Annotated in this window: 21 protein-coding genes and 4 tRNA genes; 17 read left to right on the plus strand and 8 right to left on the minus strand. The window is 53.6% G+C overall.

Features of this window, described 5'->3' with window-relative positions; all coding sequences use genetic code 11:
* Positions 1–3: 3 nt before the first annotated feature.
* The 11 genes from recX (at position 4) to luxS (ending at position 8,125) form a co-directional block, all read left to right on the plus strand.
* Positions 4–534 (plus strand): recombination regulator RecX, encoded by a 531-nt coding sequence (gene recX, locus ACRDCA_RS24395; protein WP_438691861.1) that lies wholly within the window; start codon positions 4–6, stop codon positions 532–534.
* A 131-nt stretch (positions 535–665) separates the two neighbouring features.
* A complete protein-coding gene (gene alaS, locus ACRDCA_RS24400) occupies positions 666–3,293 on the plus strand; it encodes an alanine--tRNA ligase (protein WP_438691862.1) in 2,628 nt (875 codons plus the stop codon).
* Between the two features lie 254 nt (positions 3,294–3,547).
* Complete coding sequence (csrA, locus tag ACRDCA_RS24405) at positions 3,548–3,733, plus strand: carbon storage regulator CsrA (protein WP_004091602.1); 186 nt, start codon at positions 3,548–3,550, stop codon at positions 3,731–3,733.
* A gap of 333 nt (positions 3,734–4,066) precedes the next feature.
* A tRNA-Ser gene (locus ACRDCA_RS24410) sits at positions 4,067–4,159 on the plus strand.
* A gap of 3 nt (positions 4,160–4,162) precedes the next feature.
* Positions 4,163–4,239, plus strand: a tRNA-Arg gene (locus tag ACRDCA_RS24415).
* A gap of 199 nt (positions 4,240–4,438) precedes the next feature.
* Positions 4,439–4,515: transfer RNA gene (locus tag ACRDCA_RS24420), tRNA-Arg, on the plus strand.
* 52 nt (positions 4,516–4,567) lie between these two features.
* Positions 4,568–4,644: transfer RNA gene (locus tag ACRDCA_RS24425), tRNA-Arg, on the plus strand.
* A 164-nt stretch (positions 4,645–4,808) separates the two neighbouring features.
* Positions 4,809–5,375 (plus strand): fructose-1-phosphate/6-phosphogluconate phosphatase, encoded by a 567-nt coding sequence (yqaB, locus tag ACRDCA_RS24430; RefSeq protein ID WP_438691863.1) that lies wholly within the window; start codon positions 4,809–4,811, stop codon positions 5,373–5,375.
* Complete coding sequence (locus ACRDCA_RS24435; RefSeq protein WP_438691864.1) at positions 5,372–5,800, plus strand: YqaA family protein; 429 nt, start codon at positions 5,372–5,374, stop codon at positions 5,798–5,800. The genes yqaB and ACRDCA_RS24435 overlap by 4 nt, the downstream gene beginning before the upstream one ends.
* 81 nt (positions 5,801–5,881) lie before the next feature.
* Positions 5,882–7,444: a glutamate--cysteine ligase gene (gene gshA, locus ACRDCA_RS24440; protein WP_438691865.1), complete on the plus strand. Its 1,563-nt coding sequence runs from the start codon at positions 5,882–5,884 to the stop codon at positions 7,442–7,444.
* Positions 7,445–7,609: 165 nt separating this feature from the next.
* Positions 7,610–8,125 (plus strand): S-ribosylhomocysteine lyase, encoded by a 516-nt coding sequence (gene luxS / locus ACRDCA_RS24445; protein ID WP_025120397.1) that lies wholly within the window; start codon positions 7,610–7,612, stop codon positions 8,123–8,125.
* A gap of 198 nt (positions 8,126–8,323) precedes the next feature.
* Here luxS and ACRDCA_RS24450 read toward each other — a convergent pair whose 3' ends face one another.
* Complete coding sequence (locus ACRDCA_RS24450; protein ID WP_438691866.1) at positions 8,324–9,613, minus strand: HlyC/CorC family transporter; 1,290 nt, start codon at positions 9,611–9,613, stop codon at positions 8,324–8,326.
* Between the two features lie 60 nt (positions 9,614–9,673).
* Entirely contained in the window at positions 9,674–10,468 is a 795-nt protein-coding gene (locus ACRDCA_RS24455; RefSeq protein ID WP_025120395.1) for a cytochrome C assembly family protein, read from the minus strand.
* Between the two features lie 166 nt (positions 10,469–10,634).
* Here ACRDCA_RS24455 and ffh point away from each other — a divergent pair, with 166 nt between their 5' ends.
* From ffh to ACRDCA_RS24485, 6 genes are all read left to right on the plus strand, one after another.
* The gene (ffh, locus tag ACRDCA_RS24460) at positions 10,635–11,996 is read left to right on the plus strand and encodes a signal recognition particle protein (protein WP_248944129.1); all 1,362 of its coding nucleotides are present in this window, start codon (positions 10,635–10,637) and stop codon (positions 11,994–11,996) included.
* A 215-nt stretch (positions 11,997–12,211) separates the two neighbouring features.
* On the plus strand, positions 12,212–12,460 hold the full coding sequence (gene rpsP / locus ACRDCA_RS24465; RefSeq protein WP_004932501.1) for a 30S ribosomal protein S16: 249 nt from the start codon (positions 12,212–12,214) through the stop codon (positions 12,458–12,460).
* An 18-nt stretch (positions 12,461–12,478) separates the two neighbouring features.
* Positions 12,479–13,027, plus strand: a complete 549-nt coding sequence (rimM, locus tag ACRDCA_RS24470; protein WP_021182184.1) for a ribosome maturation factor RimM — start codon at positions 12,479–12,481, stop codon at positions 13,025–13,027.
* A gap of 52 nt (positions 13,028–13,079) precedes the next feature.
* Entirely contained in the window at positions 13,080–13,847 is a 768-nt protein-coding gene (trmD, locus tag ACRDCA_RS24475) for a tRNA (guanosine(37)-N1)-methyltransferase TrmD (RefSeq protein WP_438691867.1), read from the plus strand.
* Between the two features lie 53 nt (positions 13,848–13,900).
* Entirely contained in the window at positions 13,901–14,257 is a 357-nt protein-coding gene (rplS, locus tag ACRDCA_RS24480) for a 50S ribosomal protein L19 (RefSeq protein ID WP_025120393.1), read from the plus strand.
* Positions 14,258–14,451: 194 nt separating this feature from the next.
* Positions 14,452–14,832 carry a VOC family protein gene (locus ACRDCA_RS24485; protein WP_438691868.1) on the plus strand — a complete coding sequence of 127 codons (381 nt, stop codon included), beginning with the start codon at positions 14,452–14,454 and terminating at the stop codon, positions 14,830–14,832.
* Here ACRDCA_RS24485 and ACRDCA_RS24490 read toward each other — a convergent pair.
* The 6 genes from ACRDCA_RS24490 to ACRDCA_RS24515 form a co-directional block, all read right to left on the minus strand.
* On the minus strand, positions 14,829–15,476 hold the full coding sequence (locus ACRDCA_RS24490) for a helix-turn-helix domain-containing protein (protein ID WP_438691869.1): 648 nt from the start codon (positions 15,474–15,476) through the stop codon (positions 14,829–14,831). The two genes, ACRDCA_RS24485 and ACRDCA_RS24490, sit on opposite strands and share 4 nt — an antisense overlap.
* A 137-nt stretch (positions 15,477–15,613) precedes the next feature.
* The gene (locus ACRDCA_RS24495; protein ID WP_025120391.1) at positions 15,614–15,832 is read right to left on the minus strand and encodes an ogr/Delta-like zinc finger family protein; all 219 of its coding nucleotides are present in this window, start codon (positions 15,830–15,832) and stop codon (positions 15,614–15,616) included.
* Positions 15,833–15,889: 57 nt separating this feature from the next.
* Positions 15,890–16,444: a lysozyme gene (locus ACRDCA_RS24500; RefSeq protein WP_438691870.1), complete on the minus strand. Its 555-nt coding sequence runs from the start codon at positions 16,442–16,444 to the stop codon at positions 15,890–15,892.
* Positions 16,428–16,646, minus strand: coding sequence for an HP1 family phage holin (locus ACRDCA_RS24505; RefSeq protein WP_438691871.1), 219 nt, complete (start codon positions 16,644–16,646; stop codon positions 16,428–16,430). Before ACRDCA_RS24505 ends, ACRDCA_RS24500 begins: the two co-directional genes overlap by 17 nt.
* A 279-nt stretch (positions 16,647–16,925) precedes the next feature.
* Positions 16,926–17,690 carry a DUF481 domain-containing protein gene (locus tag ACRDCA_RS24510; protein WP_438691872.1) on the minus strand — a complete coding sequence of 255 codons (765 nt, stop codon included), beginning with the start codon at positions 17,688–17,690 and terminating at the stop codon, positions 16,926–16,928.
* 203 nt (positions 17,691–17,893) lie between these two features.
* Positions 17,894–19,240 carry an anaerobic C4-dicarboxylate transporter gene (locus tag ACRDCA_RS24515; RefSeq protein WP_021182193.1) on the minus strand — a complete coding sequence of 449 codons (1,347 nt, stop codon included), beginning with the start codon at positions 19,238–19,240 and terminating at the stop codon, positions 17,894–17,896.
* Between the last annotated feature and the right edge of the window lie 39 nt (positions 19,241–19,279).

Raw genomic sequence — 19,279 nt, forward strand, 5'->3', positions numbered from 1 at the left:
GATATGAATGATGCAGGCCAGCCTGCTGGTAACCAGCAAAACGCGTTGATTAGCCGTGCGATGCGGCTATTGTCCCAACGCGAACATAGTGAAGCCGAACTGCGCCGCAAACTTGCGGCGCCGTCATTTATGGCGAATGCCAAATTCGGTAACAAATCCTCCAAAGATACCCCTGAAGAACCCGTCGATCCCGCCATCGTTGAACAGGTGATTAGCTATTGCTACCAGCATAACTGGCTGGACGATCGGCGTTTCGCCAATAGCTTTATCGCCAGCCGTAGCCGTAAGGGCTATGGTGCCCAACGTATCCGCTCGGAACTGACGCAAAAGGGCGTGGACAAGGAAATTGTCCAGGATGCACTGGCGGAATGCGAAATCGACTGGTGTGAGCAGGCCAGGGAGATCGCGTTGCGCAAATTTGGCGATCCGCTGCCGGTAGAATGGAAAGACAAGGCCAAGGTGTTGCGCTATCTGCTCTACCGCGGCTTCTTCCAGGAAGAAATTCAGTCGATTTACCGTGATTTTGCGCAATGAATGCACACGGCGTTTTACTTCCCCCCGAAGAAAATTTATCTTATCCCCACATTTAGTTCGTGAGCCAGAGGATCTCGTCAGGATGTCGAGCCTCTCTCACGCGTCGTTATTCTAGTCTTTCCGGGAAAATTATGAGCAAGAGCACCGCTGAGATCCGTCAAGCGTTTCTCGATTTCTTTCATAGTAAAGGCCACCAGGTTGTAGCAAGCAGCTCCCTGGTACCTAACAATGATCCGACATTGCTGTTTACCAATGCCGGCATGAACCAATTTAAAGACGTTTTCCTGGGGCTGGACAAGCGCGCCTACTCGCGTGCCACCACTTCACAGCGTTGCGTGCGTGCCGGTGGCAAGCACAACGATCTGGAAAACGTCGGCTATACCGCCCGTCACCATACTTTCTTTGAAATGTTGGGTAACTTCAGCTTCGGTGACTACTTCAAGCACGATGCCATCAGCTATGCGTGGGAACTGCTGACCGGTGAAAACTGGTTCAACCTGCCAAAAGACAAGCTGTGGGTCACCGTGTATGAGACCGATGACGAAGCCTTCGACATCTGGCAACAGCAAATCGGCGTGCCAGCGGAACGTATCATCCGCATCGGCGACAACAAAGGCGCGGCCTTTGCTTCCGATAACTTCTGGCAGATGGGCGACACCGGCCCGTGCGGCCCGTGCACCGAGATCTTCTTCGATCACGGCGACCACATCTGGGGTGGCCCTCCGGGTAGCCCGGAAGAAGATGGTGACCGCTATATCGAGATCTGGAACATCGTGTTCATGCAGTTCAACCGTCAGTCTGATGGCACCATGCTGCCGTTGCCGAAGCCTTCGGTGGATACCGGTATGGGCCTCGAGCGTATCGCTGCGGTGCTGCAACATGTGAATTCCAACTACGAAATCGATCTGTTTACTACCCTGATTGCCGCCGTTGCCAAACTGACTGGCGCAACCGATATGGGCAACAAATCGCTGCGCGTGATTGCCGACCATATCCGTTCTTGTGCCTTCCTGATCGCCGATGGCGTGATCCCGTCGAATGAAAACCGTGGCTACGTGCTGCGCCGTATCATTCGTCGTGCGATCCGTCATGGCAATATGCTGGGCGCGAAAGACACCTTCTTCTATAAGCTGGTTGCTCCGTTGATCGAAGTGATGGGCCCGGCTGCCGACGAGCTGAAACGCCAGCAGGCACAGGTTGAGCAGGTCCTGAAATCCGAAGAGGAACAGTTTGCCCGTACGCTGGAGCGCGGTTTGGCGCTGCTGGATGACGAATTGGCCAAACTGCAGGGCGATACCCTGGACGGTGAAACGGCATTCCGTTTGTACGATACCTATGGTTTCCCGGTGGATCTGACCGCCGACGTCTGTCGTGAACGTGGCCTTAAGGTCGACGAACAAGGCTTTGAGCAGGCGATGGAGGCCCAGCGCCGCCGTGCGCGTGAGTCCAGCGGTTTTGGCGCGGACTATAACAGTCTGATCCGCGTTGATGGCGCAAGCCAGTTCAACGGTTACGATCGCGAAGAGCAGCAGGCAAAAGTGACGGCTCTGTTCCGCGATGGCCAGCCGGTGGATGAGATCCATGCGGGCGAAGAGGCCGTAGTGGTACTGGACGAAACGCCATTCTATGGCGAATCGGGTGGCCAGGTCGGTGACAAAGGCGTGCTGAAAGCGGCCGGTAGCGAATTCATCGTTAGCGATGCGCAGAAATATGGCCAGGCAATTGGTCACCTGGGCAAGCTGACCAGTGGTTCGCTGAAGCTGAATGACCGTGTTGACGCGGTCATCGATAGCGCACGTCGTAACCGTATCCGCTTGAACCACTCTGCCACGCACCTGCTGCATGCGGCATTGCGTCAGATCCTGGGCGAGCACGTCGCGCAAAAAGGCTCGTTGGTTAACGACAAGTACCTGCGTTTTGACTTCTCGCACTCCGAAGCGATGAAGCCAGAACAAATCCGTGCGGTAGAAGATTTGGTTAATCAGCAGATCCGTCGTAATCTGCCGGTGCAGACCGAAGTGATGGCGTTGGACGATGCCAAAGAGAAGGGCGCGATGGCGCTGTTTGGCGAGAAGTACGACGACCACGTGCGCGTGCTGACCATGGGCGACTTCTCTACCGAACTGTGTGGCGGTACGCACGCCAGCCGTACCGGTGATATCGGCCTGTTCCGCATCCAGAGCGAGTCGGGTACCGCAGCCGGTATCCGCCGTATTGAAGGGGTGACAGGGGAAGGGGCGATAGCTACCCTGCATCAGCAGAGCGATCTGTTACAGGATGTTGCCCACCTGGTGAAGGGTGACAGCAATAACCTGAGTGATAAGGTGCGTGCGGTGCTTGATCGCACCCGCGCGCTGGAAAAAGAGCTGCAACAGCTGAAAGATCAGCAAGCTGCGCAGGAAAGTGCTTCGCTGTCGAGTCAAGCCAAACTGGTCAACGGCGTGAAACTGTTGGTCAGCCAGTTGGATAACGTTGAGGCGAAGACCATGCGTACCATGGTTGACGATCTTAAAAATCAGCTGGGTTCAGCGATCATCGTGTTGGCAACGGTGGAAGAAGGCAAAGTCAGCCTGATTGCGGGTGTGACCAAAGATTTGACCGACCGGGTAAAAGCCGGCGAGCTGATCGGCAACATCGCACAGCAGGTTGGCGGCAAGGGCGGTGGACGCCCTGATATGGCTATGGCTGGGGGCAGCGATGCCAACGCCTTGCCTGCGGCATTAAACAGCGTAGAGGCCTGGGTGGCCGCGAAACTGTGAATATAAATAAATAGGCACGTTACTGGCGCCATAAGCCACTGTGGTTTATGGCGTTTTTAGACTGTGCTAACACAATGTAGTGACAATTGCGGGAACAAAGTTTTCCAGGTCGGCTAAACTTATTCTTAATCTGGAGTGACACCAAGTCTGCTTACATTTATTGTGGGTTCTTGACTTACGTTTTCACTGTATATAATGGATAATGGCGGGGAAACTGAGAGACCCGACTCTTTTAATCTTTCAAGGAGCAAAGAATGTTAATTCTGACTCGTCGAGTTGGTGAAACCCTCATGATTGGCGATGAGGTTACGGTCACAGTGCTAGGGGTTAAAGGCAACCAAGTTCGTATTGGTGTGAATGCCCCCAAAGAGGTGTCTGTTCACCGCGAAGAAATCTACCAGCGCATCCAGGCCGAGAAGTCTCAACAGACGACTTACTGATTTCTAAGTAGCGTCTCGTTCTATAGCGAGACGCTCCTTGCTTTCCCTTCATTCGCTTTCCCCCCGTTTTTCACGTCAGTTGCACGCTTCCCCACATTTTTATCCAAAATCTATCTCCTGCGACAAAAGGCTTTACCGCAGTAACACGCTATTTTCCTGTTGATAAAGCACTCTTTTTGCCGTGAAATCACTCATGTTGTCTGTGATTTGTGCAAACACGCAGGAGTTGGGAAAAAATGTTTGACTTATAAACCCACGAAAGTAATATGTGCGCCACGCAGTGCCGATGAGCTTCTTTAAAGCAAGTTAGGCACGATTCGCAAGAAGCGTACTGGTGAGGTGGCCGAGAGGCTGAAGGCGCTCCCCTGCTAAGGGAGTATGCGGTCAAAAGCTGCATCCGGGGTTCGAATCCCCGCCTCACCGCCATTTGCATCCATAGCTCAGCTGGATAGAGTACTCGGCTACGAACCGAGCGGTCGGAGGTTCGAATCCTCCTGGATGCACCATATTATAAAGTGTTTGTCTGAGAGTGTGTGGTTCACAGATGAACGCGAGCTGAAAGGTAGCACAAAGGGGGATAACGTTGCTTTAGCAACGGCCCGGCGGGCGAAGTGGTTACGCTGAGTAATCCTCCTGGATGCACCATATTTTGCAGTATGGTGGGGTAGTAAAACATACCATACGGTATCAAAAAAGAATTCCTGTGCATCCATAGCTCAGCTGGATAGAGTACTCGGCTACGAACCGAGCGGTCGGAGGTTCGAATCCTCCTGGATGCACCATTCTTAAAGAGAAGTTTCACGGAACGAAACCCATCGCTGAACAAATAAAATTGCATCCATAGCTCAGCTGGATAGAGTACTCGGCTACGAACCGAGCGGTCGGAGGTTCGAATCCTCCTGGTTGCACCATTTTATAGAGAAACCCGCTTCGGCGGGTTTTTCGCTTTCTGTTATCCTGCTTCTGTCTGCTGAATCCTCCTATCTACACCGCATTTTCCGTCATGCTCTGGCAGCGACAACCTTTCGGCTTTACGCTAAAGTAGCTTTCTTTGCTCAATGGTCATGGAGTCACGATGTACGATCGCTACCAAGGTCTGATCTTCGACATGGACGGTACCATTCTGGACACCGAGCCAACGCACCTCAAGGCGTGGCATGAGGTGTTGGCACGTTACGGCATGAAGTTTGATGCGGCCGCCATGACAGGGCTGAACGGTTCACCGACCTGGCGCATTGCTCAGGCGGTGATTGCCGCCCATCAGGCCGATCTCGATCCTCACCAGCTGGCCGCCGAGAAAACCCGTGCGGTAGAAAGCATGCTGTTAGACACGGTGCGTCCATTGCCGCTGATTGAGGTGGTGAGGTCTTATCATGGCCGTCGTCCCATGGCGGTAGGTACGGGCAGTGAACACCGGATGGCGGAGATGTTACTGCGCCATTTAGGGCTGTTCGACTGTTTTGATGCCATCGTCGGGGCTGATGATGTCCAACGTCATAAACCGGAGCCGGATACCTTCCTGCGCTGTGCGGAGTTGATTGGTGTGCCTCCTGAACACTGTGTGGTGTTTGAGGATGCCGATTTTGGCATTCAGGCGGCCAAAAGCGCCAATATGGCCGTGGTAGACGTTCGCACGTTGTGAGTAGTACGCTGGCGGTCATGTCGCTGTTTGGCAGCAGCTTCCTTAGTGCGACGCTGTTGCCTGGCAATTCAGAGATCGTGTTGGTCGCGTTGTTGACCAACAGCAGCGCTTCACCAGGTTTACTGGTGCTGGCTGCAACGTTGGGAAATACCCTGGGTGGGTTGACCAACGTCATTATCGGGCGCCTGTTACCGGCGTTGAAACCACAACGGGGGCTGGCAACGGCACTGGGTTGGTTACAACGTTTTGGCCCGGCTGCGCTACTGCTCAGTTGGGTGCCGGTTGTGGGCGATTTATTGTGCGTGTTGGCAGGCTGGCTGCGCATGCCATGGGGCTTTGTCACGCTGTTCCTGTGTCTTGGGAAAGCGTTGCGTTACATCATCTTGACGATGATTACCCTGCAAGGGATCGCCTGGTGGCAATAACCAAGTGAATATAACTCAATATTCTCTAGGGAGTGGATTCAGTATGCTTACAGCTATCGTTTTTAGAAGCGGGAGGTCAATTTGATCCCGGACGTATCACAGGCGCTTTCTTGGTTGGAAGCCCACCCTCATGCATTAAAAGGGATCCGGCGCGGTATTGAGCGTGAAACTCTGCGGGTGACCGCGGATGGCACGCTTGCCAGCACGGGTCATCCAGAACAACTGGGGGCGGCATTAACGCACCGTTGGATCACCACGGACTTTGCCGAGGCGCTGTTAGAGTTTATTACACCGGTTGACGACGATCTCGATCACTTGCTGACGTTCCTGCGTGATATCCATCGCCACGTGGCGCGTAATCTGGGTGATGAGCGTATGTGGCCGCTGAGCATGCCGTGCTTTATCGGTGCCGAGCAGGATATTGAGCTGGCGCAGTTTGGCACCTCCAATATTGGCCGGATGAAAACGCTGTATCGTGAAGGGTTGAAGAACCGCTACGGCGCGTTGATGCAAACCATCTCCGGTGTGCACTACAATTTCTCGCTGCCGCTAGAGTTTTGGCAGGCGTGGGCCGGCGTTGAGGATGAAGAGAGCGGTAAAGAGCAGATCTCCGCGGGATATTTCCGCCTGATCCGTAACTACTACCGTTTTGGTTGGGTGATCCCGTATCTGTTCGGGGCATCGCCAGCCATCTGTTCCTCGTTCCTCAAAGGCCGGGAAACCGATTTGCCGTTTGAGCGTAATGATCAGGGCATGTGCTATCTGCCTTATGCCACTTCGCTGCGTCTGAGCGATCTGGGCTATACCAATAAGTCGCAGAGCAATCTGGGCATTACCTTCAACGACCTGCAAACCTATGTGCAAGGTCTGAAGCGCGCGATCGCCACGCCTTCGGAAGACTATGCCAAGCTGGGGGTGAAAGAGGGCGATCGCTATCTGCAACTGAACAGCAACGTGTTGCAGATCGAAAACGAACTCTATGCCCCGATCCGGCCAAAGCGTGTCACCCACAGCGGTGAGACACCGTCAGATGCGCTGCTACGCGGCGGTATCGAATATATCGAGGTGCGCTCGCTGGACATCAACCCATTCTCGCCAATCGGTGTGGATGCGGTACAGGCGCGTTTCCTGGATCTGTTCCTGGTGTGGTGCGTATTGGCGGATGCGCCGGAAATGAGCAGCGATGAGCTATTATGCACCCGCAAAAACTGGAACCGCGTGATCCTGGAAGGGCGCAAGCCAGGCCAGACCATCGGCATCGGCTGTAACGATACCCGTGAACCGTTGGATAAGGTCGGTAAAGCGCTGTTTGACGATCTCAAGCGCGTGGCCGAAGTGTTGGATAGCGAAGCTGGCGATCGGCAATATCAGCAGGTATGCGAACAACTGGTGGCGGCGTTTGACGATCCGGAGCTGACGTTCTCGGCCCGTATCCTCAAGGAAATGAAGGCGCAAGGCACCGGCCATGTTGGCCTGGAGCTGGCGGAAAAGTATCGCCAAATGCTGATTGAAGAACCGCTGGAACTGTTGACCGAAGAGCAACTCGCTCAGGAGCAACAGGCCTCGTGGCAGCGTCAACGCGACATAGAAGCCAGTGATACGCTAAGCTTTGAACAGTTCCTGAAGGAAAACGGCGGGGGCTGAAAAAGAAAAAGGCCACATCACTGTGGCCAAATATACATCTCTGAAAACAGGGATGATGATAACAAATGCGCGTCTTTCATAGATTAAGACTCGCAGGGTTGGAAAAGGTTTCATCGGTACGAAAATAATTTCGAAATAAATTCATTTTACGAATGAGGTGACGACATGCCATTGCTGGATAGCTTTACCGTAGATCATACTCGCATGGCGGCTCCGGCTGTCCGCGTAGCTAAAACCATGAAGACTCCCCATGGCGATACCATCACCGTATTCGATCTACGTTTCTGTCGCCCGAATCTGGAAGTGATGCCGGAACGTGGGATCCATACCTTGGAGCATCTGTTCGCCGGCTTCATGCGCGATCACCTGAACGGTAATGGTGTTGAGATCATCGATATCTCGCCAATGGGCTGCCGTACCGGCTTCTATATGAGCCTGATTGGCGTACCGGAAGAAAAACGCGTCGCCGATGCCTGGCAAGCGGCGATGGCCGACGTGCTGAAGGTCACCGACCAGCGTAAGATCCCTGAGCTCAATGAGTTCCAGTGCGGCACCTACCATATGCACTCGCTGGAAGAGGCACAGGAAATCGCCAAGCATATCCTCGAGCACGGTGTAGTAGTGAACCATAACGAAGAGCTGGCGCTGCCAGAAGATAAGCTGCAAGAGCTGCATATCTAGGTCCCCTCACCCCAACCCTCTCCCACAGGGAGAGGGTGCTAATAACCCCTGCTCGTTTGGAAGTAAGGCGATAATATCAGCAACCTCGATCGCCTGCTTATCCAAGGTAAATCACTATACTTTAAGTCTGACTCGATCGGTCCCCTCTCCTTGGGGAGAGGGTTAGGGTGAGGGGTATAACACTGAAATTAAATAGGTTTAATGATTCTGCACGCTGGCCTGCAAGGATTTTATCGGCGTGACGCGCACCTGCTTGATCATATTGTCCTGTACGTCGAGGATATCGATATCATAGTGGCTGATGCGTACCCGGGTGCCGATGCTGGGGATCTCTTCCAATTCCTCCAGCAGCATGCCGTTGATGGTTCTGGCCTCGGTGGCGGGCAGCGTCCAGTTAAACGCCTTGTTTAACTCACGTACGTTGGCACTGCCGTCGATCAGCACCGAGCCATCGCTCTGCGGATTGACTTCCTCCGCCAGCGTCGGTGACATCGAGGTAGTGAAATCGCCGACGATCTCCTCAAGAATATCCTCAACCGTCACCAGCCCCTGGATATCCCCATACTCATCGACCACGATGCCGACCTTCTCTTTGTTGCGCTGGAATTTCACCAGTTGCACGTTGAGCGGTGTCCCTTCTGGCACGTAGTAAATCTCATCGGCCGCACGCAGCAGATTCTCTTTGTTGAACTCTTTCTTCTCGGTCATCAGCCGGTAGGCTTCGCGCACGCGCAGCATGCTGATGGAGTCATCGAGCGAATCGCGATACAGCACGATGCGGCCATGTGGGGAGTGGGTTAACTGGCGCATGATCGACTTCCAGTCGTCATTGATATCAATACCGACGATCTCATTGCGCGGCACCATGATGTCATCCACCGTCACCTTCTCCAGATCCAGCACCGAGATCAGCATGTCCTGATTACGACGCGAAAGCTTCGACTGGGACTCGTTCACAATGGTGCGCAGCTCTTCTTTGCTCAACGCGCCGCTGATGCGCACGTTGGTGCGGATACCGAAAATCCGCAGCAGCAGGGTGGTAATGCCGTTGAGTAGCCACACTAGCGGGAACATGATTTTTTGCAGCGGTGCCAGCAGGAAGCTGCTGGGGAAGGCGATACGCTCGGGATAGAGGGCGGCAAAAGTCTTGGGTAACACTTCGGCGAACAGCAGCACGACAAAGGTCAGCACCCCGGTGGCAATCGCCACGCCAATGTCGCCATACAGGCGCATCCCGACGATAGTCCCCAGTGCAGAGGCCAGGATGTTGACCAGGTTGTTGCCAATCAGCACCAGACCAATCAGGCGGTCAGGCTTTTGCAGCAGTTTCTCTACCCGGCGTGCGGCACGGTTGCCCTGTTTGGACAGGTGACGCAGACGATAGCGGTTGAGCGTCATCATGCCGGTTTCGGATGCTGAAAAATAAGCGGAGACCGCGACCATAATCAGCAGAATGAAAATGAGGGTCTCTGTCGAAACGTGCTCCAACGCGGTATTCCTTATATAGGGGAAAACAGTGCCTCAGCGGAGCGATGGAGCGCCAGACGATCAGCGCACAATCATCAGTTCCTGCAGCAGACGGCTGCCGAAGTAGGCCATGGTAAGCAGAAAAGAGCCGGCAAAGCTGAACCAGACCACGCGGCGGCCACGCCAGCCTTCGTGATAATGGCCCCACAGCAGCACGATATAGACGAACCAGGCCATGATGGACAGCACGGCCTTATGCACGTTTTCTTTGCTAAACAGGTTGTCCATATACAGCAGGCCGGTACACAGCGTCAGCGTCAGCAGCACGACACCAATCTGTGTGATATGAAACATCTTACGCTCAATACTCATCAGCGGTGGCATATCGGCGCTGAAACGGAGTTTTTTATGTTTCAGCAGGTAATCAAGCCAGGCGAGTTGCAGGGCATACAGCGTAGCGATAATCAGGGTGGCGTAAGAGAACAGCGCCAGGCCGATATGCACCATCAGCTCCGGGCTGGCTTCCAGATGGGTGATAAACTCCCCGGGCAGGAAGCTGGCAAATGCCAGGTTGATCATTGCAAAGCTGTAGACGATCGGCAGCAGGAACCAGCCGCGATCGCGGGAGGCGACGTAGGTCATCACCGAACAGATAATCAGGCCAACGATCGAGCCAATGTTCAACAGGCTGAGATTTTGCCCGGCGCTGACGTCAAAAATGCGCTGCTGGAGGGCGATAGCGTGGCAGACCAACGCCACTACGGCCGAGACCAGAGCCAGCCGACGGTATGCGCTATTCTTCCGCAACAAACTGGGAATGATCAGTCCAAGGCTGAGCAGGTAGGCCATCAAAGCCACAAGAGAGAATACTGGCATAGCGTTATTTAGCATCGGCATGGTTAATTAGAATGCCAGTATAACGTCGAGTGGCCCCTACTCCAACCAATCTCCAACGCTGAGGCAGAGATCGTCAAAGCAACGTGTTATAATCGGCGCAATTGTGTCGCCACTGCGGCCTGACTCTTACGTTGAGCATGAGACGATGTTTGAAAATTTAACCGATCGATTGTCGCGCACCCTGCGCAATATCAGCGGCCGCGGGCGGCTGACCGAAGAGAACATTAAAGAAACCCTGCGTGAAGTGCGTATGGCATTGCTGGAAGCGGACGTTGCGCTGCCGGTCGTGCGTGACTTCATCAACCGCGTGAAAGAGAGCGCGGTTGGTCATGAAGTTAACAAAAGCCTGACGCCGGGCCAGGAATTCGTCAAAATCGTCAAGAGCGAGCTGATTGCCGCGATGGGCGAAGTGAACACCGAGCTGAACCTGGCGGCACAGCCGCCGGCAGTGGTGTTGATGGCGGGCCTGCAAGGGGCGGGTAAAACCACCAGCGTGGCCAAGCTCGGCAAATTCCTGAAAGAAAAGCAGAAGAAAAAAGTATTGGTGGTTTCCGCCGACGTGTATCGCCCTGCGGCGATCCGGCAGTTGGAAACCCTGGCGGAAGGCGTCGGCATCGATTTCTTCCCGTCAGATGTGAAAGAAAAACCGATCGACATCGTTAACCGCGCGCTGCAACAGGCCAAGCTTAAGTTTTACGACGTACTGATCGTCGATACCGCGGGCCGCTTGCACGTAGACGAAGCGATGATGGACGAAATCAAACAGGTGCATGCGGCGATCAAGCCGGTGGAAACCCTGTTTGTGGTCGATGCCATGACCGGCCAGGATGCGGCCAATACCGCCAAAGCCTTTAACGAAGCACTGCCGCTGACCGGCGTGGTGCTGACCAAGGTCGATGGTGATGCGCGTGGCGGTGCGGCGTTGTCTATTCGCCATATTACCGGCAAGCCGATCAAATTCCTTGGTGTAGGTGAGAAAACCGACGCGTTGGAACCGTTCCATCCGGATCGCGTGGCTTCGCGCATTCTCGGCATGGGCGACGTGCTGTCGCTGATCGAAGATATCGAAAGCAAAGTTGACCGCGCACAGGCGGAAAAACTGGCGAACAAGCTGAAGAAAGGGGACGGGTTCGATCTGACCGACTTCCTAGATCAGCTCAAGCAGATGCGCAATATGGGCGGTATGGCCAGCATGCTGAGCAAACTGCCGGGCGCTGGCCAACTGCCAGACAACGTCAAATCGCAGATGGATGACAAAGTGCTGGTACGCATGGAGGCGATCATTAACTCAATGACGCTGAAAGAGCGTGCCAAGCCGGAAATTATCAAGGGTTCTCGCAAGCGCCGTATCGCGATGGGCTCCGGTATGCAGGTGCAGGATGTTAATCGGTTGTTAAAACAATTCGACGATATGCAGCGCATGATGAAAAAGATGAAAAAAGGCGGTATGGCGAAGATGATGCGTGGCATGAAAGGTATGATGCCACCGGGCTTCCCAGGCCGTTAAAATCCTGCCGCAGGCTTACTGTGGCAGGGTTTGCCGATTTGCCGTTCGCGGTAAAAACCGTCCGAAAGCGTGATGGTGCAAAAACGAATTACCGGCAATCTACGCTTTAGATTGCTTTTTGCGCCAAAATGAGTAAAATTTTCGGGCTTTTTATATTGCAACCGGGCCCCGTCCCTCAATGGGGCCCGGCTGTTTTATTAACTAAAGAGGATGTTATGGTAACAATTCGTTTGGCTCGTGGCGGCGCTAAAAAGCGTCCGTTCTATCAAGTAGTAGTAACCGACAGCCGCAATGCTCGTGATGGTCGTTTCATCGAGCGTGTAGGTTTCTTCAACCCAATCGCATCTGGTCAGGCTGAAGCACTGCGTCTGGACCTGGATCGCATTGAGCACTGGGTTGGTCTGGGTGCTACCGTTTCTGATCGCGTTCACGCGCTGATCAAAGACGCTAAGAAAGCAGCTTAATCTGTCGCGGTGGTGGCAATGAGCAAGCAACTCAAACCGGTAGCACCTAAGCAGCCGATTGTACTCGGTAAGATGGGGTCTACTTACGGCATCCGTGGTTGGCTCAGAGTATTTTCATCCACCGAGAACGCCGAAAGCATATTTGACTATCAGCCCTGGTTAATCCAGCGCTCTGGTCAGTGGCAGTTTGTCGAGTTGGAAGACTGGAAACGCCACAGTCAGGATCTGATCATCAAGGTCAAAGGCATTGACGATCGGGATGCGGCGAATTTACTGACCAATTGCGAGATTGTGGTAGATTCCGAGCAGTTGCCTCCGCTGGAAGGCGATGATTACTACTGGAAAGACCTTATGGGCTGCCAGGTAGTCACCACTTCCGGATACGAGCTGGGTAAAGTCATCGATATGATGGAAACCGGTTCTAACGACGTGATGGTCGTGCGGGCAAACCTGAAAGATGCATTCGGTATGAAGGAGCGGTTGGTCCCGTTTCTTCATGGGCAGGTTATCAAGAAAGTCGATCTCGCCGCCAAGATTATCGAGGCTGAGTGGGATCCTGGTTTTTGACCTCCGGATTTAATGGTCGAAGCAAGTGGAATAACAACATGGGGATTGGCTGGTGTTCATTGGTATCGTAAGCCTGTTTCCTGAGATGTTCCGCGCAATCACCGATTACGGGGTAACTAGCCGGGCAGTAAAAAATGGCCTGCTGAGCGTGCAGTGTTGGAGTCCACGTGACTTCACCTACGACCGGCATCGTACCGTGGACGATCGCCCTTATGGCGGCGGCCCGGGAATGTTGATGATGGTGCAACCCTTGCGGGATGCCATTCATGCAGCAAAAGCAGCGGCAGGCGAGGGAGCAAAGGTGATTTATCTGTCACCTCAGGGGCGCAAGCTGGATCAAACCGGTGTGCGCGAACTGGCGGCTAACCAGAAGATGATCCTGGTGTGTGGCCGCTACGAAGGGATAGACGAGCGCGTGATCCAAACCGAAATTGACGAAGAATGGTCAATCGGCGATTACGTTCTCAGCGGCGGTGAACTACCGGCAATGACCCTGATCGATTCGGTCGCCCGCTTTATACCGGGTGTTCTGGGCCATCAGGCTTCGGCAGAGGAAGATTCCTTCGCCGATGGATTGCTGGACTGCCCGCACTATACCCGCCCGGAGGTGTTGGAAGGGATGGAAGTTCCGCCAGTTCTGCTGTCGGGCAACCATGCCGAGATACGTCGCTGGCGCTTAAAGCAGTCGCTGGGCCGTACCTGGCTTAGAAGACCTGAACTTCTAGAAAGCCTAGCTCTGACTGACGAGCAAGAGGTGTTGCTGGCCGAGTTCCAACGGGAACATCGGGCTAAGCAACAGGACTATGAAGGGAACGTCTGAGCATTGTCTCGACGAGACCGATATATCAGTTTACCTAGGGTAAGAGACATATTATGAGCAACATTATTAAGCAAATTGAACAAGAGCAGATGAAGCAAGACGTACCTGCATTCCGTCCAGGTGATTCCCTGGAAGTGAAGGTATGGGTCGTTGAAGGTAGCAAAAAACGTCTGCAGGCATTCGAGGGCGTGGTTATCGCTATTCGTAACCGCGGTCTGCACTCTGCATTCACTGTTCGTAAGATTTCCAACGGCGAAGGTGTTGAGCGTGTATTCCAGACTCACTCCCCAGTAATCGACAGCATTACTGTTAAACGTCGTGGTGCCGTTCGTAAAGCCAAACTGTACTACCTGCGTGAACGTACTGGTAAGTCTGCTCGTATCAAAGAGCGTCTGAACCGCGTAAACTAACGCTGCATCCAAAAGTTAATAGTTATCAGGGGATTACCGTTAAGGTAATCCCCTTTTTTTATGGGTGTGCCGGGCAGGCGCTGTTGTTTGGCTGTGGTGGTCTGGCCCGCTAATTTGCCTGTCGTATTTATCCAAGACACCAGAAGGCTGATTTGTGACACTGGCGCTACTGACAGTTGAATGGAGTGTATGTAATGCAATTTGCCTATACGATTTTATACGTTGATAACGTGCAACAATCGCTGGATTTTTATCATCGAGCCTTTGGTTTTGAGATCCATTTCTTGCATGAAAGCGGGGACTGGGGAGAACTGGCGACTGGAGCCACGCGGTTGTCATTCTGTTCAAGAGAGTTACTGGCGACGCAAGGTAAAAAGAGCGCTAAAAGTGACTATCACCGCCCGGTGTTCGAAATTGCGTTCACCACTGACGATGTTGCGAAAGCGCTGAAGAAAGCACTGGCTGCCGGTGCGGTACTGGTTGAGGATATTCAACAGATGCCCTGGGGGCAAACGCTATGCTATGTAGCGGATCCAGAGCATAACCTCATCGAGATCTGTACTGCGATGGCCTAATCGTAGCCTTCACGAAACGCTTGCTGCCAATGGGGATTAATACACAACGTGGCAGGCGTTATCCCTAACCAGTGCTGGAACTCCCTGTTCATGTGCGACTGATCACAATAACCGCTGTCCAGTGCAATCTCTGTCAGAGAAGCGTGTATCGGGGCGGATAACAGGGATGCGGTTCTTCTCATCCGCAACAAGCGCAGCCAGAATAGCGGGCTTTTCCCCGTTTTATGCTTCACCAGCCGCTCAAGAGTACGCACACTGACCCCAAGAGACTGACTGGCCTGAGTCAGAGTGTTGGCAAGCCGTAACGACTGTAGGACTTCGTCAAGCTGCCAATCTACCCGAACGGTATCATGAATGATGGACTGCAAGGTCAGATGATCCGGCGTCAAATGTGGTGCGTTGAGGTAATGAAGTAATTTGGCCTCATCGACAACACACTCTGGCCGAAAGCGAAAGCCGTCATAGCGATCTCCCGCAGCGCTTGTCACGCCATAAGCACAGGTGTCGATCTCGGTGAGGCGCATAACCTGGCGCCCATCGTTGTAGGTCTGGAAAATCAAATCCCGGCAGCCATCGGGAACAACAATTTGCTGGCTCGCTGTATGCGAATGAAAAGTCCAGTGTTCCAGTACTAGCGGTGGCATTTTTCCTCCCTGACATCTCGGCTAAGGCTTTGCTTGCCCTTAGCTTACCATCAAATATCACAGGGGGATTATCGCCATTCCTCTGGCATTGACTGTAAGGCTGGGGATTACCATAACGGTAACCCCCCTTTATTTGATTACATCGCGGCGGCGCGCTGTTTGCCTTCTTGTGGGTGAGGCTGCGCCGGAATGATGTCGCCGGGTGAAACGATGACCCGGGCCACGGATTCATGAGTGGCAAAGGTACAGCTGCAATTAATGTTACGACATTGGTGATAGCGTTCTTTGGTCGACTCACTCAGATAGCGGCTGGAGCGAGTGTGTGCCACGCTACCGCATAGTGGACAATGCATCATAGAAACCCCCTCTTGATAAAACGGTGAAAAACTATTCGTTAACGCTGGCTCGAAAAATCACTGGGCGAGCCGTTCTTTCCCTGGGTAACTGGCGGTGTTTGGCGTGCTGAGCCCCTTCAGGCACAGTTCGCGTTCGGCGGCCCGCCGGCGTGCCAAACCCCGGTTCTTGACGCCATTGACATAAATCCAGCGTGGTAACTGATCGCAAGCCTGCTGCCATTGGCCCTGGTTGAGGAAATACACCAGGGTAGAGCGGCAGGCCGCACCGGAACCCACATTGAAGGCAAACGCCATGACGGCGTCATAAGTGGCCTGGGGCATTCGTGGTGGCAGACAGGCCGTCATGCGCTTCTCCATCCTGAGGATATCTTCCAGCAGGTTTTCCGCCGCCTGGGTTGGAGTAATGGTTTTACCAGGAACAACACCGGCCGTATGACCGATACCTTGCGTCCAAACCCCGGCGCTACATTGGTAAGGGGTTAACTGACACCCTTCAAAGTCTGCAATCAGGTCCAGACCTTGTTGTGAGGTTTGGATGTGCCTGGCCTGCGGCAGCAGCATGGCGATTGCCAGAATGGCCGCAGCGCTGCAACGCTTAACGATTGAGTTCATCAAAAATCCTCCGTGCTGCCGCATCGCGTTTGATGCTTTTCAGGATCTGCAGACTCTTGCGTCTGTAGTACCAGTTGACCAGGAAGGTGCCGATCCCTACCGCCACACCAATCAGAAAGGCGACATCCTGAGGTGAGAGCTTGCCAAGCCAGGCGAGAAACAGCGCGGCAGAGTAGGTAATGAATGAGGTTAATCTCTCCATCGCGTTAGCCCCACATCCGCTGTTGCAGTGGGCTGTTCGGTAGGAAAATGCGACTGTTGGCCACGATAAGCGGGTCGATGCAGTCCTCGTTTGCCGGGTCTATCATGGTTTTTACCTTAGCAATAAATACTGTATATGCATACAGTATTAATCAAAATGCTAAAGTCGTCAAGCAAGGAAATGGCTATTTTTAGCAAAATGTTCAATGCGCTAATGGTGATAAAAAAAGCCCATGAATTATGGGCTTAGAGAAAGGTTGGTCAGCGCTGCGGGGCGAAATTACAAACCGTACACCAGTGTGACTGACGTAGTGGTATCGGTATTTTTGGGTGCCGAAGCCGGTGGTTTGGTGTTGTAGGTGACCGTGTAGGCCAGCCGCAGGGCGAAGTCGTTATTGATGGCGACGTTTAACGCGGTTTCGGAGTTTACGGTGGTTTCATCGTTGGCCAGAGCAGACAGACCTTCGGATAAACGGGCCGTGTCTGTCAGCCTGTAGGAATAGTTGGCTGCGCCATAGGCCAGAGCACGGGTGGTGCGGCCACCGCCGTAATATTCATCATGGCGTACGCCAGGGCCGAATTCGACACGCAAATCCTGGCGTGGCTCGTTAAAGATCTGGCGTCCGTAACCGCCGGTCAGCGTAGAACGGGAGTCGTAGCCGTTGTAGCGATCGTTCAACCAGCCAACCTGACCGAACATATAGTTACGAGCCGTCAGATTATAACGGGTACGGCCACCGGCCTGGTATTTCTCGGAGGAGCGTACGTTGGAGGAGGTGGTGTTGTTCGCCGAGCCCCACAGACTGTAGGCCGTATCGCTGTTAAACCAGGTCATGGTGGTGTTGGCCAACAGGGTGGAGTTTTGTGTGTTGCCAGACTGGGCGTTGTAACCCGCCTGGACATTACCATCAAACGGCTTCTTGGCGGTGGCCGGATCGTCCATCGCGGTGAACAGGGTATTGTCGGCGAACACGGAAACACTGGTGAAGGTGGTCAAGCAGCTAATGAGCAGCGGAATGGCGCGACGAGCGCGTAAAGAGAGCATTTTGGATCCAGTAGTTAAGTGTGATTATAAGTGATGGCGCTCACATTATATCGGTTCGCTGAGGGGACAAAAATAGGCTTGGTTAGCTTAAGTTTTTAATTTAACGGGGGGACTTATGCACTTTTCGTCTACTGATAACATTGGCTTTTTGGCTGCTGTTAACGGCGGCAACGGGGAAATGCCCGTTGCCGCCAGAAAGGCGATTAAAGGAAGGTCATCACCAGCAGATAACCGGTAATGCAGGAGCACAGCACGCCGATCAGGCCTGGGATAATAAAGCTGTGGTTGATGATAAATTTGCCGATACGCGTGGTGCCAGAACGGTCAAAGCCGATACAGGCCAGATCGCTTGGGTAGGTTGGCAACACGAAGTAACCATAGGCCGCCGGGAAGAAGGCCAGCAGCATTTTAGGCTCGACGCCTAACTGCAAGGCCATTGGCGCTACGGCAGCCAGTGCAGCGGCCTGGCTGTTAACCAGTTTGGAAACCAGGAACAAGACGATGGCGTAAGTCCAGGGCTGGCTTTTCACTACGTCTTCCAGCACCACCTTTAATTCCCCCATATGCGCCTGGAAGAAGGTATCACTCATCCATGCCACGCCGAATACCGAGAAGATGGCGACCATCCCCGCTTTAAATACGGCACCGTTGGCGATATCGCTAGGTTTGACTTTGCAACCCATCAGGATCACCGCACCGGCGATCAGCATCATCATCTGGATCACCAGATTCATCGACAGCGGTTTCAGCACGCCCTTGGCATCGGCAAAGGAAGGGCGCAGGTCGGCAAAGGCTCCGAGCATGACCACGATAGCGATAGCGCCAAAGAAGATCAGCGTTGACCAGTAAGCCTGCTTAGGGAATGTTTGATTGAGCAGCGTTTCAGTGCCGCCATAGATATATGCGCGTTGCTCCGGGTCTTGGATCCTGGCCTGGAAATCCGCATCCTTATCCAGATCTTTGCCACGGCGTAGACTCCACAATGCCGCCATCAATACGCCGACCAATGAAGCCGGGATCGACACGGCCAGGATCTCCAGTAATGAGTAAGCTTTGCCGATGCCGTGACCAGCCGCAATGATCGAAACCAGGGACACTACGGCCACGGACACCGGCGATGCGGTGATGGCCATCTGCGAGGCGACAGAGGCAACCGCCATTGGGCGTTCAGGGCGGATCCCTTTTTTAATCGCGATATCAGAAATGATCGGGAACATGGTGTAAACCACGTGACCGGTACCGCACAGGAAGGTCAGCGTCCAGGTGGTAAATGGGGCGAGCAAGGTAATGTGTTGCGGGTGGCGGCGCAGTAGCCGCTCGGCGTATTGCATCATGACATTCAGCCCGCCTGCGGTTTGTAACACCGAAGCACAGCCGATCACCGCCAAAATGGTGAGCATGACATCTACAGGAGGTTTGCCGGGTTCCAAACCGAATATAAAGCAAAGCAGAAATAAGCCAATGCCGCTTATTAAGCCCAGCCCCATGCCGCCAAATCGGGTGCCGACTAATAGGCAAATAATAATAATTGCAAATTGCAATGTGATCATGAGAGTCCCTTGTCTGAAAGAAAAACTGCTAATGCTCAT

Source organism: Serratia sp. (in: enterobacteria), from assembly GCF_051654945.1.
Classification (GTDB): Bacteria; Pseudomonadota; Gammaproteobacteria; order Enterobacterales; family Enterobacteriaceae; genus Chania.

Excerpts from the sequence above, each read along its gene's own strand:
- ACRDCA_RS24505 (WP_438691871.1), bottom strand. The coding sequence starts at position 16,646 with ATGGAGAGATTAACCTCATTCATTACCTACTCTGCCGCGCTGTTTCTC.
- ACRDCA_RS24515 (WP_021182193.1), bottom strand. The coding sequence starts at position 19,240 with ATGATCACATTGCAATTTGCAATTATTATTATTTGCCTATTAGTCGGC.
- recX (WP_438691861.1), top strand. The coding sequence starts at position 4 with ATGAATGATGCAGGCCAGCCTGCTGGTAACCAGCAAAACGCGTTGATT.
- yqaB (WP_438691863.1), top strand. The coding sequence starts at position 4,809 with ATGTACGATCGCTACCAAGGTCTGATCTTCGACATGGACGGTACCATT.
- alaS (WP_438691862.1), top strand. The coding sequence starts at position 666 with ATGAGCAAGAGCACCGCTGAGATCCGTCAAGCGTTTCTCGATTTCTTT.
- rplS (WP_025120393.1), top strand. The coding sequence starts at position 13,901 with ATGAGCAACATTATTAAGCAAATTGAACAAGAGCAGATGAAGCAAGAC.
- ACRDCA_RS24485 (WP_438691868.1), top strand. The coding sequence starts at position 14,452 with ATGCAATTTGCCTATACGATTTTATACGTTGATAACGTGCAACAATCG.
- ACRDCA_RS24495 (WP_025120391.1), bottom strand. The coding sequence starts at position 15,832 with ATGATGCATTGTCCACTATGCGGTAGCGTGGCACACACTCGCTCCAGC.
- csrA (WP_004091602.1), top strand. The coding sequence starts at position 3,548 with ATGTTAATTCTGACTCGTCGAGTTGGTGAAACCCTCATGATTGGCGAT.
- rimM (WP_021182184.1), top strand. The coding sequence starts at position 12,479 with ATGAGCAAGCAACTCAAACCGGTAGCACCTAAGCAGCCGATTGTACTC.
- ACRDCA_RS24500 (WP_438691870.1), bottom strand. The coding sequence starts at position 16,444 with ATGAACTCAATCGTTAAGCGTTGCAGCGCTGCGGCCATTCTGGCAATC.
- luxS (WP_025120397.1), top strand. The coding sequence starts at position 7,610 with ATGCCATTGCTGGATAGCTTTACCGTAGATCATACTCGCATGGCGGCT.
- rpsP (WP_004932501.1), top strand. The coding sequence starts at position 12,212 with ATGGTAACAATTCGTTTGGCTCGTGGCGGCGCTAAAAAGCGTCCGTTC.
- ACRDCA_RS24455 (WP_025120395.1), bottom strand. The coding sequence starts at position 10,468 with ATGCCAGTATTCTCTCTTGTGGCTTTGATGGCCTACCTGCTCAGCCTT.
- ffh (WP_248944129.1), top strand. The coding sequence starts at position 10,635 with ATGTTTGAAAATTTAACCGATCGATTGTCGCGCACCCTGCGCAATATC.
- ACRDCA_RS24490 (WP_438691869.1), bottom strand. The coding sequence starts at position 15,476 with ATGCCACCGCTAGTACTGGAACACTGGACTTTTCATTCGCATACAGCG.
- ACRDCA_RS24510 (WP_438691872.1), bottom strand. The coding sequence starts at position 17,690 with ATGCTCTCTTTACGCGCTCGTCGCGCCATTCCGCTGCTCATTAGCTGC.